The sequence below is a fragment of the Nostoc sphaeroides genome, from assembly GCF_003443655.1.
Taxonomy (GTDB): domain Bacteria; phylum Cyanobacteriota; class Cyanobacteriia; order Cyanobacteriales; family Nostocaceae; genus Nostoc; species Nostoc sphaeroides.
This window is the reverse complement of sequence record NZ_CP031941.1, coordinates 2,700,263-2,719,697: the sequence shown is the minus strand read 5'-3', so window position 1 is coordinate 2,719,697 and position 19,435 is coordinate 2,700,263. Positions and strand designations below refer to the sequence as shown.

The 19,435-nt window shown below is 41.8% G+C and carries 12 protein-coding genes and 1 pseudogene; 10 read left to right on the top strand and 3 right to left on the bottom strand.

The genetic code is table 11. The features are described 5' to 3' along the window. Positions 1–72: 72 nt before the first annotated feature. Positions 73–600, top strand: coding sequence for a YceD family protein (locus D1367_RS12035; protein ID WP_118166665.1), 528 nt, complete (start codon positions 73–75; stop codon positions 598–600). 267 nt (positions 601–867) lie between these two features. Here D1367_RS12035 and D1367_RS12030 read toward each other — a convergent pair. Both D1367_RS12030 and D1367_RS12025 read right to left on the bottom strand, forming a co-directional pair. Next, positions 868–993 (bottom strand): annotated as a pseudogene (locus D1367_RS12030) (ISL3 family transposase); the annotation flags it as partial. Between the two features lie 113 nt (positions 994–1,106). Beyond that, positions 1,107–4,754 (bottom strand): response regulator, encoded by a 3,648-nt coding sequence (locus tag D1367_RS12025; RefSeq protein ID WP_118166664.1) that lies wholly within the window; start codon positions 4,752–4,754, stop codon positions 1,107–1,109. A 710-nt stretch (positions 4,755–5,464) separates the two neighbouring features. On the opposite strand from D1367_RS12025, the gene D1367_RS12015 reads away from it, so the two are divergent. The 3 genes from D1367_RS12015 to D1367_RS12005 all read left to right on the top strand — a co-directional run bounded on the left by D1367_RS12015 (position 5,465) and on the right by D1367_RS12005 (position 9,647). Then, positions 5,465–6,976: an AAA family ATPase gene (locus tag D1367_RS12015; RefSeq protein WP_118166663.1), complete on the top strand. Its 1,512-nt coding sequence runs from the start codon at positions 5,465–5,467 to the stop codon at positions 6,974–6,976. Positions 6,977–7,088: 112 nt separating this feature from the next. Continuing rightward, positions 7,089–7,625 (top strand): SH3 domain-containing protein, encoded by a 537-nt coding sequence (locus tag D1367_RS12010; protein ID WP_118166662.1) that lies wholly within the window; start codon positions 7,089–7,091, stop codon positions 7,623–7,625. A gap of 594 nt (positions 7,626–8,219) precedes the next feature. Then, on the top strand, positions 8,220–9,647 hold the full coding sequence (locus D1367_RS12005) for a peptidoglycan-binding domain-containing protein (protein WP_118166661.1): 1,428 nt from the start codon (positions 8,220–8,222) through the stop codon (positions 9,645–9,647). On the opposite strand, the gene sbcC is transcribed toward D1367_RS12005, so the two are convergent. Continuing rightward, complete coding sequence (gene sbcC / locus D1367_RS12000; protein WP_118166660.1) at positions 9,644–12,670, bottom strand: exonuclease subunit SbcC; 3,027 nt, start codon at positions 12,668–12,670, stop codon at positions 9,644–9,646. The two genes, D1367_RS12005 and sbcC, sit on opposite strands and share 4 nt — an antisense overlap. Before the next feature lie 125 nt (positions 12,671–12,795). Between sbcC and D1367_RS30750 the strand changes: the two genes are divergently transcribed. From D1367_RS30750 to D1367_RS11970, 6 genes are all read left to right on the top strand, one after another. After that, positions 12,796–13,239: a hypothetical protein gene (locus D1367_RS30750; protein ID WP_118166659.1), complete on the top strand. Its 444-nt coding sequence runs from the start codon at positions 12,796–12,798 to the stop codon at positions 13,237–13,239. Positions 13,240–13,500: 261 nt separating this feature from the next. Then, entirely contained in the window at positions 13,501–13,932 is a 432-nt protein-coding gene (locus D1367_RS11990; protein WP_118166658.1) for a hypothetical protein, read from the top strand. A 47-nt stretch (positions 13,933–13,979) separates the two neighbouring features. After that, positions 13,980–18,401 carry a tetratricopeptide repeat protein gene (locus tag D1367_RS11985; RefSeq protein WP_181985153.1) on the top strand — a complete coding sequence of 1,474 codons (4,422 nt, stop codon included), beginning with the start codon at positions 13,980–13,982 and terminating at the stop codon, positions 18,399–18,401. A gap of 58 nt (positions 18,402–18,459) precedes the next feature. Beyond that, complete coding sequence (gene vap15, locus D1367_RS11980) at positions 18,460–18,720, top strand: type II toxin-antitoxin system VapB15 family antitoxin (protein WP_118166656.1); 261 nt, start codon at positions 18,460–18,462, stop codon at positions 18,718–18,720. A 59-nt stretch (positions 18,721–18,779) separates the two neighbouring features. Then, positions 18,780–19,004 (top strand): hypothetical protein, encoded by a 225-nt coding sequence (locus D1367_RS11975; protein WP_118166655.1) that lies wholly within the window; start codon positions 18,780–18,782, stop codon positions 19,002–19,004. Between the two features lie 8 nt (positions 19,005–19,012). Next, positions 19,013–19,432, top strand: a complete 420-nt coding sequence (locus tag D1367_RS11970; protein ID WP_118166654.1) for a PIN domain-containing protein — start codon at positions 19,013–19,015, stop codon at positions 19,430–19,432. Positions 19,433–19,435 lie beyond the last annotated feature (3 nt).

Genomic DNA, 19,435 nt, shown 5'->3' with positions numbered 1-19,435 from the left:
AAATAAAGATGTAGTATCAGTATTATTGCTGATAATGACCATTCATTTTCGTGAGGATGTCTCACAAATCCTATGGACGCAATTTATATTCCGCAGCTAACTAGAGCATCGGAGCGGACAGAGGAAGTTCAGGTTCAGGAATTTTTGCCTGGTCTGGAAACGTTGACGCCAGTTCGCGGTCGTGTGCGTGTGCAGCATCATGGCAATTACCTGGAAGTCTCCGCTCAGGCAGAAACAATTATTACTTGTACCTGCAACCGATGTTTGCAGCAATACAATCGACGTTTAGGGCTTGATACGAAGGAAATCATCTGGTTAGACGAAACTGCAAATCAGGTAAATGACTTGCCCTTAGAACGGGAAGTGATTATGGAAGAGTTGCTGGAAACCCTGCCGCCCGATGGTTATTTTTATCCCAATGAATGGCTGTATGAGCAAATGTGCTTGGCAGTACCTCTGCGCCAACTGTGCAGTAGGAATTGTCCAGGTATTCCTGTAAGTACTACTGTTGATAGTTCTGATACTTCTGATAGTTCTGAAACTCCAGTTGATAATCGGTGGGCTTCTCTGGAAGCACTGAAAAAGCAACTTCCAGGATAGATAGGTTATACCAATTCAATTAATGATTGCAACACATACTAGGGTAAGGACGCGATGAATCGCGTCTCTACAAATGGTCTATTTGTCGCATTCTTTTTTCAAATTGGTATTACTTTCTATTTGGTTAACGCCCGACTAATAAATAGTGCGTTGATTCCAACAACCCCCCTTAAGAAGGGCAGCAAAACCCCTCAAAGTCCCCCTTTTTAAGGGGGTTTAGGGGAATATAGAACGTTTTGCTACCGAGAAGAGGACTTTTCAAACATCCTCTTGAGCAGATTTTAACTTTTCTTTTTGCTGGTCGTTTAAAGAATCTTCATTCTTAATGAAGCTATATTTGCTTTTATTTAATCCCTCTAATATTCTCTCTTTCTCTGATTTATCTTCTAGCGTTTGATCCTTGTTCATGTTGGGTTTTACTGCCGTTAAACCCAACCTACATTGATAGATTTTATTATAAATTATAAGTTATCACCCGAACTTTATATCACGATCAGGGACGCGGGTTAAAAATTATGTCGGCAATTGCCGTTAATTAAAAAATCTTGAATGCGATTGATAAATTCTTCTAACTCCGCGATTAAATCGACCATACCAGCAATCTCATGTTTGAGACTGAGTAGTTCTAGGTTCTCTGCCAATTGCCGCATAATTTTAGCTCCTATATTACCGCTAGAACCCTTAAGATGATGAGCTTCCCGTGCAATTGGCTCGAAGTCTTGGGTAGCGATCGCAGCTTTAATAGACTCTAAATGACCTTGGCTATCTTCTAAAAACACTTGCAATAGTTCTAACTCAAACTCTGTATTATTTTCTGAAAGTTCATGTAAGTGTTCCCAATCAATTGCTAGTTCGAGGAAATTTTTATCTTGACTATCTTCAGATGTTGGATCGGGAATAATTGCTGCCTGAGAAGTAATAATTATTTGACTCCAATGCTCTAGTATTGCTGCTAAATCTTTTTTATTTACTGGTTTACTTAAATAGTCATTCATCCCTGCATCTATACAGTTTTGTTGGTCTTCTTTCATCGCGTTAGCAGTGAGAGCAATTACCACAGGTTGCCGATGGCTAGCAAATGAACTTGCTGACCGACGACGAATTTCTCTTGTCGTTTCCAAACCATCCAAAATTGGCATTTGATAATCCATGAAAATCAATTCGTAAGGAATTTGCTCTAATACCTGCAAAACTTCTTGACCATTGGCGACAACATCAGCCTTATAGCCTAAGTTCTGGAGCTGCTTGACGATGACTTTTTGATTAACCAGATTATCTTCTGCTAGCAACAATTTTAATTTTGGCTTAGTCGAATCATCTATTGGTTCTGCCTGGATTGGCACAGACGGCTGCTCAATTTTATCAAACTGAGAGTTATCTAATTTTCCTTGGCTTTCTAAGATATTCATGATCGTGTCGAGTAACCGCGATGGCTTTACAGGCTTGACCAAAAAACTAGTAAATCCTATGTTTAGCGCCCTTTGTATTTCATCTCTTTGATTAGTGGAGGTCAACATAATTAAAGGGGTATCAGCAATAGCAGAGTTTGCCTTAATTTGTATCCCCAGCGTCATCCCATCTATTTCGGGCATTTGCATATCAATCACAGCAATATTGTATGGTACTCCCTGCTTGACACCTTGCTGTAAAGCTTGTAGGGCCGTAGTTGCACAACTAGCCTCATCTACGTGCATCCCCCAACGGGTAGCTTGGTGATAAATAATTTTGCGATTAGTCACATTGTCATCTACGACTAACAAACGCCGTTGATTGAGAAGCTGATGTTCCTGGTTGTGAGAAACAGATTGAGGCTGTTTGCTGAAAGGTAACTCAAACCAAAATTCCGATCCCTTACCTATTTGACTTCTAACCCCGATTTCTCCTCCCATCAAATTCACCAACTGTTTACAGATAGATAATCCCAAACCTGTACCACCATACTTACGTGTAATAGAAGCATCTACTTGGGTAAATGGTTGAAAAAGTTGATTTTGGTCTTGTGATGCCATACCAATTCCCGTATCTGTAATAGAGAATTTGATCATAGCTCTAGTGTCGTTTTCTGATTGCAATTCTGCTCGTACTATCACCTCACCAGTGTTGGTAAACTTAATGGCGTTACCTATCAAATTCATCAGAACTTGCCGTAGGCGATTAGCATCTCCTTGGAGATGAGTCGGGACATTGCGATGAATCAAGGCGGCAATTTCTAATCCCTTATGATGAGCTTGAGGAGCTAATAATTCTAAAACTTCTTCAACACAAATGGATAAGTCAAAATCCAGAGTTTCCAGCATCATTTCCCCAGCCTCCAGCTTGGATAAATCCAAAATCTCATTGATTAGATACAAAAGCGCGTCTCCACTCACACGAATTGTTTCTGCAAAATCTTGTTGTTCTGGAGTTAAGGGAGTGTCTAACAGTAAACCAGTCATTCCCAAAACAGCGTTCATGGGCGTGCGAATTTCATGGCTCATGTTTGCTAAAAAACTACTTTTGGCAACAGAAGCCAATTCAGCTTGTTGATGAGCAACTTCAAGTTCTTGCCGTTGTAGCGTTTCGGCTTCTAGTAACTTTGCTTGAGCTAAAGCAATGCCTATTTGATTGGATAATTCTCGTAAAAGTTCAATTTCCCAAGTTACCCATTGTCGGGGATGACTACATTGATGAGCAATGAGTAATCCCCAAAGTTCATCTTTGAGGATAATGGGGACAACAATATTAGCTTTCACAGCAAATCTTTGCAGTAATTCGATGTGGCAAGGTTGGATATTAGCTTGTTCGACGTCGGTAAAAGCTTGTATCCGTCCTTCACGGTATTTCTGGATGTAATTTTCCATGAAACAAGGGTCGATAATGTTCTCTCCCAAAACTGCGGGAAAGTTGGGAAGTACTGCCTCTTGAAGCGCAGTTAAAGAAGAATCAGATTCTAGCTGAAAGATTAATACACGGTCTGCTTTTATAAGCTTTTGCACCTCTGTAACGCTAGTTTTGAGGATTTCATCAATTTGTAAAGACTCACGAATTTTTAGGGTAATATTGGCTAACAATTTCGCTCGCAAGCTTTGCTGTTGCAATTCGTTTTCTGTTTGCTTTCGTTTGATAAACTGACCGATTTGATTACCAATAGATGTCATAATCTCCAGCAAATCTGCATCCTGTGGTTCCTGACTCTTATTCAAGAAAGTCATGACACCAATTATTGTTTTGCCACTACGGATGAGAAAACCACAAGCTGTATTAAATCCTACTTTGGTAGCAAGTTGCCCTCGCCGGAAGTTCTGCTCATTACCAATATCAGTGAGCCACACAGGTTCAGAGTTAGCCCAAATCTGCCCAGGTAATCCAATACCTTGAGCTAAAGTCGTTTGTCGAGTCAGGGCTTCAAACTCTTGTAATTCAGGAGATTTTTCACCATACCAAATATCAAAACAACGTAACACATTCGCTTGTTTATCCACTAGCCAAATCTCAGCCCAATCCCATGCTAAAGTCTCACAAATACCTTGCAAAATTTTGGGAGTAGCCTTACTAATTGTCATTGACTCACCTAAGGCACGGCTGATGGCATATTGTATATTTAAATACTGTTCAGAGCGTTTGCGATCGCTGATATCACGGCAAAGACAAATCAGTCCCCCATTCTCTAGCGCTGTTAGCGAAAGTTCTTGGGCGAATGTACTACCGTCGTTTTTTTTGGCAATCATCTCTCCATACCAGTAACCCTGTTCCATCACTACGGGAAAAACATTCTTCTCAAACCATTTAATCTCCTCTTGGTCGTAAAGCTCTTGCCAGGATTTACCTAGAAGTTCAGTAGTATTACTGTATCCAAAAATCTTGGCGTGAGCGTTATTAAGGTAAAGGTAGAGACCATTTTCATCACAAATAGCAATACCATCAGTTGCAGCTTCTATAGCCGTTAGTTGCTGTAGCAGATAAGACTCCGACTGTTGGCACTCAGTGATTTTACGAGATTTGAGCAAGTAGTAGGCCACTACAAAAATTATCAGACACAAGCAGATAGCGATCGCAAGTACAATCGGCATATTTTTGCCATCGTCAAAAGCAGCTGCCGATGAAGTTTGAATAATTTTATCCTGTAAAAATGCCTTGATTATTTCTGATTCGCTATTAAGTAATGATGTTTTCATAATTTGACTATTTAGATAAGTAGGTGGGCATTATTTGAGAAATAATGTCTCAATTTAATTAGCAGTCAGAGGTTGATGAAACAAATAGCCTTGACCAAATTCAAATCCTAGTGCCGCAGGGCATAATTAAAAATTAAAAATGAATACGGCATAAGCCTTTCATGGTTACTGAGCGGAGCCGAAGTATTGATTTGGAATGGATGGTTTATTGACGCTGTGCTGTAGGATAAAAAGTTGCTTTAATATAAGTTATATGCAATTTATTTTTTAATGTATAGTAAAAATACCCAAATTAAATAAATTAATTAATTAAGAAATATGATAGTTGCAAAATATTTTATTAGTTAAAAAGTGAAAAAAATTATCTAAAAGTTAACACAGACCTAACAGCGTCACCTCAAGTATTGTCTTGGTTCGAGCAGATGAATCAAGCACCTATTCCTGACAAGCAAATTTGGTGGCAATGTCAAACAACTTTCCCGAATATTCCAAAAAAATCCGTATATAAGGAGCTAATTATTACATTTTAGATGTTAGTGGAAATTCACTTGTTCCCAGCTTGCAGTAAATGCAAGGTTTGCGACTATGCTTATACTTAGATGTTTTATTCTCTGGTAAGAGCAAGTAACGAGAGATATATTCGTTTTTAGTTGTGAGACACAATACAAAGAAAGAACAATATAGATAATAACTAATAACCACAGCTATATATGAACTTCCGTGAAGAGTTTAAACTGCTGCTACGCGCCCGCTACCCCTTGATTTATATTCCCACTTATGAGGAAGAACGGGTAGAAGCAGCTATCCGGGAAGAAGCAACCAACCAGGGTAATCGCCCAGTGTATACTTGGGATTTTGTCGATGGCTACCAGGGAAACCCCAATGATGTTGGGTTTGGGCGACGTAACCCGTTGCAAGCTTTAGAATTTATCGAAAAATTACCAGCTTCCGCGCCTGCGGTATTGATTCTCCGAGATTATCATCGCTTTTTAGATGATGTAGCGATCGCACGCAAACTCCGCAATCTTTCCCGACTCCTGAAGTCGCAACCAAAAAATATTGTCCTATTGTCGCCGCGCATCGCCATTCCTGACGATTTAACGGAAGTGCTGACAGTCGTCGAGTTTCCCTTACCCGCCGCCCCAGAAATTAAAACTGAGGTGGAACGCTTACTACAAAGTACTGGTAACTCCCTTTCTGGCAAAGTTTTAGATGATTTGGTGCGTTCTTGTCAAGGGCTTTCGATGGAACGGATTCGCCGGGTTTTGGCAAAAGCGATCGCTACCCACGGTGAATTGCAACCAGAAGACGTGGATCTTGTTTTGGAAGAAAAGCGCCAAACTATCCGCCAAACCCAAATCTTGGACTTCTACCCCGCCACTGAGCAAATTTCTGATATTGGTGGACTGGATAACTTGAAAGACTGGTTGATTCGGCGGGGAGGCTCATTTACTGATAAGGCGCGACAGTACGGATTACCGCACCCCCGTGGTTTAATGTTGGTGGGTATTCAGGGAACTGGTAAATCGTTAACGGCAAAAGCGATCGCTCATCACTGGCATTTACCTTTGCTACGTCTGGATGTGGGAAGGTTATTTGGTGGTTTGGTGGGTGAATCAGAATCTCGGACTCGCCAAATGATCCAAGTAGCTGAAGCCCTTGCTCCCTGTATTTTGTGGATTGATGAAATAGATAAAGCCTTTGCTGGACTTGGTAGCAAAGGTGATGCAGGAACAGCCAGCCGTGTGTTTGGTACTTTTATTAACTGGCTAGCCGAAAAAAGCTCACCCGTTTTTGTTGTCGCCACCGCCAACGACATCCAAGCTTTACCGCCGGAAATGCTCCGTAAGGGGCGATTTGATGAAATTTTCTTTGTGGGATTGCCCACCCAAGAAGAGAGAAAAGCAATTTATGATGTTCATTTATCCCGATTGCGCCCCCATAACTTAAAAAGTTATGACATCGAAAGGTTAGCTTATGAAACGCCCGATTTTTCTGGGGCAGAAATTGAGCAAACTTTAATTGAAGCGATGCACATTGGATTTAGCCAAAACCGCGACTTTGCTACTGATGACATTTTAGAAGCAGCCAGTCAGATCATCCCCTTGGCGCGAACTGCTGTAGAGCAAATTCAGCAACTCCAAGAATGGGCTGCTGCTGGGAGAGCGCGTTTAGCATCGAAACACAACCCTTTAAGCGATCGCCTCCGGCGCACTACGTGAATGCATTCAGCAGTCGTTACAATAATTGATTAGTTAATAATTATTAGTCAATAGTCAACAGTTAATCATGAATTACTATTGACTATTGACCACTGGTGATCAGGTTTTAAATATGTTGTCTGGCTTAATAAAGTTTATCCTTGGATTTTTCTTAGCGATCGCTGTGCTAATCGGTGGCGGCGTTGCAATTGGACTCTATTTCATGAATCGTACCGGCATACCCCCTGCCAAACCCGTTTTTTCCAACGATAGTCCCTCAGTGAAAGCCCAAGCTCCCAAAGCAACTGAGCCTGGAGGAGCTAAACCCACTCTTACACCTGGGACAAAGGCTGAATCGTCTCCAAGCCCAACCTCCACTTCTACAGAATCACCAAAGGCTACCCCATCATCAAAACCATTGCCATCGGGAGCTTACCGAGGGCGTGTTACTTGGGCTGAAGGCTTGAGTTTGCGATCGCAACCAAATCCAGAAGCTGAAAAGATTGGTGGGGTTACTTTTAATCAAAAAATTATTATCTTGGAAGAAAACCAAGATAAATCCTGGCAAAAGATTCGTTTGGAAGGTAGCGAACAAGAAGGTTGGGTAAAAGCAGGTAATACTCAAAAAGTTGATGAAAAACCAGAAGATACAGAACAACCAGAGCGATAACAATAATTTACAACTTTTCCATAAATAAATTTATAGGACTAGCCCTTTCAAGGTGACTCGTAAAATAAGATTGTTTTTTCTCAGCGCTCTCTGTGCCTAGTAAGGTTTAGAAGTAGTTTATTGAACCACAGAGACACAGAGAACACAGAGTTAAGAGCAGGACTTACGCATTAAGAAAAGCCTGAAAACTTCCTATTTTAGATAATTCACATCACGACGCATTTGTACAGTAGACACGTCCTAATTTAGTTGCTCTGAAACCCTTGCAAGAGCCTGACTTTTCACGTTGTGTGGAAAAGTCCACGAAAAACCTAACCCCCTAACCCTCTTCCCGACACTCTAAGGGGGAAAATTCAAAGTCTCTGACGCCACATGCTTCAAGTCGGCAGAGCCGCCCAACGCAGTGGCTCCTCCTTAAAGGATGAGAGAAATAGAAGTGAGGTTTTCCAGATGACCTGAATTGTCAGTTGCAAGAGCAGCTGCCCTCCCCCCTGCCTCTTCTGGTTAATTACTTATCAACGAACCATACGCAAAACCAACACAACACAGAGCAAGCCGTATAATTTAGGTGTAGTCATAACTTGAAAAAAACAAGTGGAAACAGGGGTAAATAGCTATTCAACCAAGCTTGCCTCAGTCTACGAGGCATCCGAAAACGTCAAGGTTATTCCTAGTGTAGGTAATTTAAAATTAAAGAATTTGAAAAAGTTATCTAGTGGTGCGGCGATGCGTCTTTTATCCGTGGCACTGATTACGTGGCTCCTGAGTATTGCTGGACAAGCTTTAGCACTTCAGAAAATCGGAAGTAATGGCGCTGAAGTCAGCAGTACCCAGAGGTGTTTGAAAAAGTTAGGCTACTTTAACGGCCCAGTAAGTGGCAAGTTTGCTAGCTTGACTCAGAATGCTGTGATCAAATTCCAGCAAGCCAATAGAATAACTGCTGATGGTGTTGTGGGTGCTAGTACTCAAACAGCCTTGCAACGAGCATGTCAAGGTAGAACTTTTAGCAGGAATACCAGTGGTGATCAATATCCTGTTCTCTCTCAAGGCAAAACTGGTGCAGCCGTAACAAGGTTACAACAACGTTTGCGGCAGTTAGGCTACTTGAATGCTAATCCCACTGGGAATTTTGGCCCAATGACTAAAGATGCTGTAATTGCATTCCAGCGAAATTATCGCATATCTGCTAACGGGATTGTGAATCAACAAACTTGGAACGCACTACTGGGTTCCTCTTCGACTCCAGGCAGATCAAAGCTTTCTACTCAACAAGTGAAAGAATTACAAGTGCGTTTGCGGCAGCTAGGTTATTTTAATACTGCTGCTACTGGGAATATTGGCCCAATGACCAGAGATGCTGTAATTGCATTCCAGCGAAATAATCGCTTACCTGTTGATGGCATCGCTAATGCCCAAGTTTTAGAGTCAGTGCGTAGAGCCTCGACTGGTGGATATGTTGCTCAACAACAAACCAGAAATTATCTGACTGTAGGCGATCGCGGAGATAATGTCGCATTAGTTCAACAGCGTTTATCGCAGTTGGGTTTCCCTAATAGCAATCCTGATGGCGTTTTCAGCAATTACACCAGAGAATCTGTGATTGCATTCCAGCAATCATCTCGCCTGAATCCTACTGGAAATGTAGATTGGCAAACTTGGGGAGCATTAGGGTTGAATAGCTCGAATGTGGAGAATTCTCCTGAGACTAATGGTTATGTATTTGCTGAGACTAATGACTATGTAGCACCTCAAAATAATCGCTATTTACCTCCTACTAATAACGTAGTGCCTGTTATCAATGGCAACACATTAGTTGCTAATAATCCCTACAGAGTAATAGTGCCAATTTCCAATAATGATACTCTCAGTAAAGTGCAACAATATATACCTGATGCTGTCACGGAGCAATCACATTTAGGGGATTATGTGAATGCTGGGGCATTTAGCGATCGCGCCCAAGCAGAAACGCTATCAAAAATGCTCCGTTCTTATGGTTTGGATGCACGCGTTAAATTTAATTAAATTGACAAACTCAACTGCGAACCTTCTTGAGTTTTATTAACCTCAATCCTGGCTTGGAAAGCTTCTTTGAGGTGGGGCATGTGAGTTACAGTGAGGATGCAAGCAAAATCGGAAGCGATCGCATTAATCGCTGCAATCAAGCGATCGCATCCTTCGGCATCTTGTGTACCAAAACCCTCATCCACAATCAACAATTGCAACGCCGCCCCCGCCCGTTGCGCTAATAATTTCGCCAAAGCCAAACGGATGGCAAAGTTAATTCTAAAGGCTTCTCCACCAGAGTAAGTTTCATAAGATCGCGTTCCTCTAGAATCGGCGATTAAAATATCTAGAGTGTCTATCAGCTTGGCATTTTTCTTGGTTGATTTAGCACTACGTCCAGCTTTTTGAGTAATAAATTGTACATGAAACTGATTACCACTCAGCCGCGAAAGTAGTTGATTTGTCTCGGCTTCCAGTTGCGGTAACACATTTTCAATCATCAGTGCTTGGATACCATTTTTACCAAAAGCTTGCGTTAATTCCTGATAAACACGATATTCCTGCTTACAAGATTGTAATTGCTGCTGCTGTTGTTCATACTGAATTTGCAGCGTTTCTAGTTGATGCGCCAACTGTTCTAAACGCCCTAACTTGGCAATTTGCTCATCGAGTTGGCGTCTGCGGATTGCTAACTGCTGCTCTAAAGCTTGAATTTGGGCAGATGGGTTAGCTGTTGCTTGTAGTTGCTGGATAATGCTTTCGATTTGTCCGCCAAGTTTTTGCCGTTCCGTTACTCTGGCGCTTCTGGAATCCTCCAACTCTTGCAATCTCGTCTGGAGTTGCGGATATTGCTGCTGGGCTGACAGCAGTTGTTGATACCGCAAATGCCAAGATTGAGCTTGGCGGACAGCCATACGTAGATTGTTGTGCTGTTCGGAACTGTAGCCAATTTCGGTAATGTGACGCTCAAGAGCCGCGATTTGTTTAGCACATTCAGAATCAATCTGATCCTGCTGGATTTTGGCTTGTAATTGAGCAATTTGGGATTGTAATTCTGGTTTTCGGGCTAATAGTTGCGCTTGTCGCTTAGTAGCATCCTTAATCTGCTGGAGTTTAATTTCTGCCCAGCGCCACCGCTCAACTTCACTCCGGGCGAGGGCGTGGTCTTGTTCATTATAATTAACCTGTTGTAAATATTGGTCTAGCTGCCGGAGTTCGGCTTGTTTATCGGGAGCGTAATCACCAGCTTGGAGCGATCGCTCTAAATGTTGTTTTTCAGCAGCAATTTGTTGTAACTGTTGTTGCACATCAGTTGTAGCTTCTAACTGGGCTGCCAACTGTCCCCGTTGTTCGCGTAAACCATCATAACCCGCTAATTGTTGCGAAATTTCCCGATATTCCTGCCTAAGTACCTGAATTTCTCTATCTGACACAGCCATTTGTTCTCGCACTACCCAAAACTGCCCTTGAGTATCCTCTATCTCAGCCTGGGTTTTTTCTACCACCCGACTCCAGTGATGTTCATCTAAAGGACGTTCGCATAATGGACAAAGTGCTTCAGGATTTTGCAGCATTTGCAATTTCTGCTCTAATTCTCCCAGCAGTTTTTCATAGTCGCGTTGATGAGCTTGCAAACGTTCGATAAAGTGCCGCCTTTCTTGCCCTTTTTCTTGGACTCGTTGTAAATAAACCCGCTTTTTCTCCAGTTCTTCAATCTGGATTGCCACATCCATCACCGCTTGTTGCAGTTGCGGTTGGCGGCGGTGCTGGCGTTGCAATTGGTTCTCAGTACTTTGGAGTTGTTCAAGTCGCGCTACTAAACCAGCATGAGTGCGATCGAGTTGGCTTTGCAAAGTTGCTCGTTGTTGCAACAAGGGAGTAACTTGCATTTGCAGTTGATCTAAACGAGCAACATGGTGACGAGCTGCGGTTAGTTGTGACAAAGCAGCTTCTACTTCACCTGATTTAGTCAGAGTTTGCTGAATATCTCGCTCTTGTTGCTGCAAAGCTTCAATTTGGGCTTGGGCTTGTTGCAGTTGCCGTTCTATTTCGTGAATTTGTTTGGTAAGCTGTTGTTGCTTTTGTTGGCGAGTTTGTTGGGCGCGAGTATATTCTTCAAATTTGGTAGCAAAAGCTTCTTCTTGAGATTGGAGACTTTGATATTGGGCGTATCCAGCTTTAATTTCAGTTTCTTGATGTAATATTTTTTCTAAATCTGATAGCTGAGAGCCAATAGCTGATTGTTCTTGTTGAAGGCGATCGCAATCTTGGGTAAGATTTTGGTATTGCTGCTTTACAAAGCTGAGTTGTTGTTCCCAATTTTGGCGCTGGTGCTGGACAACTTGCAAACTTTGTAATTGAATATTATCAAAGGCTTGTACTTGTTGCAGTTGATTGAGTTCGGCTTCTAACTCGACTCTTTGCGCTTGGGTTGTCTCGCGTTGTTGCAACTGAATTTTAATCGACTCCAAAGAACGCTCTAACTCTACTGCCCTGGCTTTGAACTGACGAGAAGATTCCTTTGCCCGTTCTTCCAAATCATCATACTGATTGAGTTTCAACAACTCCGCTAAAATTTCTTTGCGTTCCGTCGGGCGTTTGAGCATAAACTCATCTGCACGCCCTTGACGTAAGTAAGCAGAATTAATAAATGTATCATAATCGAGCTTGATATGTTCTAGAATCAAATCTTGGGTTGCTCTTACCCCTTTGCCAGTGAGTGAGCGAAACCCAGATGGTATTTCTATTTGAAATTCAAGAACGCTAGTACCTCCCCGAATTCGGGTACGAATCACGCGATATTTTTGCTGGTTACTTTGAAAAGTAAAATCAACCCGAACTTCTTTCGCCCCAGAATAGATCACATCATCTTCAGCAGTGGCGCGGCTTTCACCCCAAATTGCCCAAGTGATTGCTTCCAAAAGTGAAGATTTACCCGCACCATTGGAACCCGAAATACAAGCCGTATGCAAACCACGAAAATCTAAAGTTGCATCACGGTAACTAAGAAAGTTTTTGAGGATAAGTTGTACTGGGATCATTCACGCTATAGCGCCACATCTACTTTTAATAGTTAACAGTACAGATGCACTGTTTGTTAGTTTAGCTATCTAGATATCAGGTTTCTAGTCTTGAAGACATCAATTTTACAAAATTTAACAATAGGTTGAGTAAATTTTTCTTGTTGCATGAAAAAGTTTTGCTGTCTTTGGAGAAAAATAAAACTTCTGTGGAGGTTTGTTGTTATTTTTGCCTCTTATCTGAGAGAAAAACATTTATAGAAGAGTGGCAATACTTTGAAAATCGTGTTGAGGTACTTCAAAGTCGTGTTGGGGTACTTCAAAGTCGTTTTGAGGTACTCCAAAGTCGTGTTGGGGTACTCCAAAGTCGTTTTGAGGTACTTCAAAGTCGTTTTGAGGTACTTCAAAGTCGTTTTGAGGTACTTCAAAGTCGTTTTGAGGTACTTCAAAGTCGTTTTGAGGTACTTCAAAGTCGTTTTGAGGTACTTCAAAGTCGTTTTGAGGTACTTCAAAGTCGTTTTGAGGTACTCCAAAGTCGTTTGAGGTACTTCAAACTTTGTCGCACCGCGATCAAATACACAGGTGCGTAGGCGTAGCCCACACTTCGGCAAGCTCAGTGACCACCGTAAGCATCGCTTTCATAAATCTCCACAAACAAAGTGATGTCTACAACGGACTACGCCTACACTTGATTTTTAAAACAGTCGCTACAAATCTTCAAAATCTACGCAGTATTGAGATGATTGGGCTAAATTTCGCCTCAAAGTAAAAGAATCAAGGTGATAGGGGAAAAAGGGTTAATATACTTAGTAAAAATGTATGTATATTTCTGAGATAGACATCATAAACCAATGGATATAGCTCTAATCGTTAAATTTCTTGCTCCCTGTCTGCCATTTCTGTTAAATGTGGGTAATAAAGCTGTAGAAGGGGCATCTCAAAAAGTAGGTGAAGATGTTTGGAATAAAGCCAAGGCGATTTGGGGAAAGTTACATCCCAGAGTAGAGGCTAACGCAGACGCAAAAAAAGCAGCCGAAGCCGCAACCAAAAATCCAGGGGATGAAGATTACCAAGCAGCGTTCCGGGCGCAATTAAAAGATATTTTAAACTCTGATACAGCATTGGCAGAAGAGATAGCCGAGATTTTGCAAGAAACAAAATCTGCTGATAGTTCTGTTAGTCTCAATGCTCAATCTTACGATGAAAGTATACAGATAAATACAGCCGGTAACGTTAATAATCCAAATTATGACTTGAGTAAGAATATCAACAGCCCAAAGTAACCACCAATATTGCTGTTTTTGGTGCTGCACAGCAAGAAATATTGGAGTTGCTAGAACGCAGCACCAAAGTAGAATCGCCTGGGATTCTCAAAGCAGGGAATCCCGGTAAAAGTTTGGCTTACTGGCAAGGAAGAACAGCAGAAATCGCCCAAATACAGCAATGGTTAACTGATAAAAATACCTTTTTAATTGGCATAGAAGGCATCGGTGGCACAGGTAAATCGATGCTGGCTACGAAAATTTATGATGAAATTAAGGGTTTCCCCAAGCGATTTTGGGCTGATGTCAGTAATGGGGCAGGTTTTAGCGATTTAGCCCGCCAAGTCCTCAGTGAATTTGGCTTTCCGGTTCCAGAACAAGAAGCGCAGTTAGTAGAGGCGCTAGTTGGGTGTTTACGTTCTGGACAATTTTTACTGATCATTGACAACCTGGAGAGTTTATTACAGCCAGATAGACAGTGGGGAAATCTGTTCTACGGCGACTTTTTCCAAGCATGGGTGGAACATGGCAGTAATAGTAAAGTGTTAGTCACCACCAGGGAAAGACCAGAATTAAAAGGCTTTGAGTGGCTACCCCTAAAAGGTTTGCAAGTAGATGAAGGGGTAGCACTGTTAACTGTATTAGGCATTCGCGGAGATTTAACGCAGTTTGTGGAATTAGTAGATGGGCATCCTCTACTGTTGAGATTGGTAGCAGACTTATTAAAGGCAGAATATTCACAAGACCCGGACTTAAGTAGGTTAGCAGATTTAGGCTTAGGGAATTTGCGGCAATTGTTGACAGATTCCCAAGTGGTAGGTATCCATCACCGGGAAAATGTGGGGATGGTTTTGGTGTTGGATGCCAGTTTTGAGCGGTTGAATGAGTTACAAAAAGCGTTATTGCTGAATATTAGTGTTTATCGTGGTGCGGTTGAGAGTGCCGCAGCCGTGGCAATGTTGCCGGGAAGTTCAGAAACAGAGATTGAGAGAGAATTAAGAAATCTGGTTAAGCGTTCTTTGTTGGTAGAAAAACTCAATGGTAAGCGGCGATTTGAGTTTCAGCCCGTGGTTTTGGAATATGTGCGGTATCAGGCTGGCGATCGCACAGAGGCGCATCAACGAGCCATTGATTATTATCGCTCAATCGCTAAACAACCACCTTGGACAACAAAAGATGATGTTAAAGAATACTTAGAAATCTTTCATCACTTTTATCAGTTGCAAAATTATGACTCTGCCTTTGATGCGCTTTGGAATTGCAATAATTTTTTAACCTTGCGGGGTTATTATGCAGACCAAATAGAATTTTATGGACAGTTGGTAAGTAAATGGAAAGAAATTAGCGATCGCGAAAATTGGAATTATAGAGCTTCTCTCACTTCATTGGGTCTTGCTTACTTATATCAGGGGCAGTACCAACAAGCGATTGAGTTCTTGCAGCAGTCTTTGGATATCGCTACCGAAATTGGCAATCGCAATTCTGAAGGCTTATGCTTAATGAATTTGGGTATTGCTTACTCATATCAGGGGCAGTACCAACAGGCGATAGATTTCTATCAGCAGTCTTTGGATATCGCTACCGAAATTGGCGATCGCAATGGCGAAGGTAATTCCTTAAACAATTTGGGTATTGCTTACTTATATCAGGGGCAGTACCAACAGGCGATAGATTTCTATCAGCAGTCTTTGGATATCGCTACCGAAATTGGCGATCGCAATTCTGAAGGCTTATGCTTAATGAATTTGGGTATTGCTTACTTATCTTTGGGGCAGTACCAACAGGCGATAGATTTCTATCAGCAGTCTTTGGATATCGCTACCGAAATTGGCGATCGCAATTCTGAAGGCAAATCCTTAGCTAATTTGGGTAATGCTTACTTATCTTTGGGGCAGTACCAACAGGCGATAGATTTCTATCAGCAGTCTTTGGATATCGCTACCGAAATTGGCGATCGCAATTCTGAAGGCTTATGCTTAATGAATTTGGGTAATGCTTACTACTCCCTGGGGCAGTACCAACAAGCGATTGAGTTCTTGCAGCAGTCTTTGGATATCGCTACCGAAATTGGCGATCGCAATTCTGAAGGCAAATCCTTAGTTAATTTGGGTATTGCTTACTTATCTTTGGGGCAGTACCAACAGGCGATTGAGTTCTTGCAGCAGTCTTTGGATATCGCTACCGAAATTGGCGATCGCAATTCTGAAGGCTTATGCTTAATGAATTTGGGTAATGCTTACAATTATCAGGGGCAGTACCAACAAGCGATTGAGTTCTTGCAGCAGTCTTTGGATATCGCTACCGAAATTGGCGGTCGCAATTCTGAAGGCTTATGCTTAATGAATTTGGGTAATGCTTACTTATCTTTGGGGCAGTACCAACAGGCGATAGATTTCTATCAGCAGTCTTTGGATATCGCTACCGAAATTGGCGATCGCAATTCTGAAGGCAAATCCTTAGCTAATTTGGGTAATGCTTACAATTATCAGGGGCAGTACCAACAGGCGATAGATTTCTATCAGCAGTCTTTGGATATCGCTACCGAAATTGGCGATCGCAATACTGAAGGCAAATCCTTAGTTAATTTGGGTGATGCTTACGACTCCCTGGGACAGTACCAACGGGCGATTGAGTTTTACCAGCAGTCTTTGGATATCGCTAGGGAAATTGGCGATCGCAATGGTGAAGGTAATTCCTTAAACAATTTGGGCAATGCTTACAAGTCCCTGGGAGAGTACCAACGGGCGATTGAGTTCCACCAGCAGTCTTTGGAAATATCTAGGGAGATAGGCGATCGCAATGGCGAAGGTAATTCCTTAAACAATTTGGGCAATGCTTACAACTCCCTGGGAGAGTACCAACGGGCGATAGAGTTCCACCAGCAGTCTTTGGAAATATCTAGGGAGATAGGCGATCGCAATGGCGAAGGTATTTCCTTCAACAATTTGGGCAGTGCTTACAACTCCCTGGGAGAGTACCAACGGGCGATAGAGTTCCACCAGCAGTCTTTGGAAATATCTAGGGAGATAGGCGATCGCAATGGTGAAGGTAATTCCTTAATGGGTTTGGGCAATGCTTACTACTCCCTGGGACAGTACCAACGGGCGATTGAGTTCTACCAGCAGTCTTTGGAAATATCTAGGGAGATAGGCGATCGCAATGGCGAAGGTAATTCCTTAAACAATTTGGGCAATGCTTACAACTCCCTGGGAGAGTACCAACGGGCGATAGAGTTCCACCAGCAGTCTTTGGAAATATCTAGGGAGATAGGCGATCGCAATGGCGAAGGTATTTCCTTCAACAATTTGGGCAGTGCTTACAACTCCCTGGGAGAGTACCAACGGGCGATTGAGTTCCACCAGCAGTCTTTGGAAATATCTAGGGAGATAGGCGATCGCAATGGTGAAGGTAATTCCTTAATGGGTTTGGGCAATGCTTACTACTCCCTGGGACAGTACCAACGGGCGATAGAGTTCTACCAGCAGTCTTTGGAAATATCTAGGGAGATAGGCGATCGCAATGGTGAAGGTAATTCCTTAATGGGTTTGGGCAATGCTTACTACTCCCTGGGACAGTACCAACGGGCGATTGAGTTCTACCAGCAGTCTTTGGAAATATCTAGGGAGATAGGCGATCGCAATGGTGAAGGTAGTTCCTTCAACAATTTGGGCAATGCTTACGACTCCCTGGGACAGTACCAACGGGCGATTGAGTTCCACCAGCAGTCTTTGGAAATATCTAGGGAGATAGGCGATCGCAATGGTGAAGGTAGTTCCTTCAACAATTTGGGCAATGCTTACGACTCCCTGGGACAGTACCAACGGGCGATTGAGTTCCACCAGCAGTCTTTGGAAATATCTAGGGAGATAGGCGATCGCAATGGTGAAGGTAATTCCTTAATGGGTTTGGGCAATGCTTACTACTCCCTGGGACAGTACCAACGGGCGATTGAGTTCTACCAGCAGTCTTTGGAAATATCTAGGGAGATAGGCGATCGCAATGGTGAAGGTATTTCCTTCAACAATTTGGGCAATGCTTACGACTCCCTGGGACAGTACCAACGGGCAATTGAGTTCCACCAGCAGTCTTTGGAAATATCTAGGGAGATAGGCGATCGCAATGGCGAAGGTAATTCCTTAAGCAATTTGGGCAATGCTTACAACTCCCTGGAACAGTACCAACGGGCGATTGAGTTCTTGCAGCAGTCTTTGGAAATCAAAAGGGAGATAGGCGATATTCGAGGGGAAGCGATCGCATGGTTTAATTTAGGTCTGTCATTAGAAAACCTCAACCGAGAATCAGACGCGCTGGGTGCTTATCGCAATGCCCGCGAATTATTTCAGGCAATAGGACTTGATGCTGATGTACTAGATTGCAACAATGCAATTGAGCGTCTTTCTCAACCAAAAGTGCCTGTAGTCTCTCGTCGTGGGTTTTGGGCGTGGTTGCGTCGGTTGTGGCGTTGGGTTCGTGCTTGGTTTGCGCGATAAAATAAGGTGTAAGAATAGTGATAAAGATATAATTTAATATAGAAGAATATTTGACACTATGTTACAAAATATCTATCAACTACCTTTGACATTTGAGCAGATTCTTAGCCTAGTTAAACAACTTTCTGATTCGGAAAAATTGTTACTGAGTAAGGAACTAGAAAAAGAAACCTTGAATAAAAAGTTAACTCAGTTACTAGAAATATTTCAAACCGATGAATTATCTCTAGAAGAAATTACCGAAGAAGTTGAAATTGTCCGTTCTCAAATTTATGCCAGAAAACAAAGTAGCGAAGATAATCATTGGTTTCGCCGCTAAATAAAATCCATTCACTTATAATAAATCTAAACTGTTAATTTCCAATATCTTAATCAATTATGCAAAAACTAGAAATAGAAATTGACGAAGAAACACTTGCAAAAATCAACCAATTGGCACAAACCAATAATTGCCAAGTATCAGATTTAATTAAAGCTATGATTGATCATCTTACTCAACCAGAAGTTCTTAATGATTCATCTATTGGCAAATGGGCTAATGATTCTGAATTAGTTGATGAAATGGTTGCAGATATTTTCAAACACAGGAATTATAGAGACTAAAGTTAGTTGTGAGAAAATCTTTAATTGATACAGATATTTTATCAGAAACTCGCAAAGGTAAAAATCCTAAAATCAATGCTAAATCTATTACTTATAGAGCTATATGGCAACAGTACACAATTTCTGTAATTACTGTTTCTGAAATCATCAAGGGATGGAGGAAAATAAATCGCAATGACCGCATTCAAGAGTTTTTGGCAGATTTGTCTGAAGTAGAAATTTTGCATTTAGACCAAAGCTGTGCGGAAATTTCAGGTTTGATTCAGGCAGATTTAGAAAAAGCGGGACAACCAATTGGATTAGCAGATGTCTTAATAGCTTCTATAGCTATCGAAAATAATTTAATATTAGTAACGGGTAATACTAAACATTATCAAAATATCCAAGCATTAGGATATCCTTTATTAATCGATAATTGGCGAGAATGAAAA

Excerpts from the sequence above, each read along its gene's own strand:
- D1367_RS12015 (WP_118166663.1), top strand. The coding sequence starts at position 5,465 with ATGAACTTCCGTGAAGAGTTTAAACTGCTGCTACGCGCCCGCTACCCC.
- D1367_RS12010 (WP_118166662.1), top strand. The coding sequence starts at position 7,089 with ATGTTGTCTGGCTTAATAAAGTTTATCCTTGGATTTTTCTTAGCGATC.
- D1367_RS11975 (WP_118166655.1), top strand. The coding sequence starts at position 18,780 with ATGCAAAAACTAGAAATAGAAATTGACGAAGAAACACTTGCAAAAATC.
- D1367_RS11990 (WP_118166658.1), top strand. The coding sequence starts at position 13,501 with ATGGATATAGCTCTAATCGTTAAATTTCTTGCTCCCTGTCTGCCATTT.
- D1367_RS12035 (WP_118166665.1), top strand. The coding sequence starts at position 73 with ATGGACGCAATTTATATTCCGCAGCTAACTAGAGCATCGGAGCGGACA.
- vap15 (WP_118166656.1), top strand. The coding sequence starts at position 18,460 with ATGTTACAAAATATCTATCAACTACCTTTGACATTTGAGCAGATTCTT.
- sbcC (WP_118166660.1), bottom strand. The coding sequence starts at position 12,670 with ATGATCCCAGTACAACTTATCCTCAAAAACTTTCTTAGTTACCGTGAT.
- D1367_RS12025 (WP_118166664.1), bottom strand. The coding sequence starts at position 4,754 with ATGAAAACATCATTACTTAATAGCGAATCAGAAATAATCAAGGCATTT.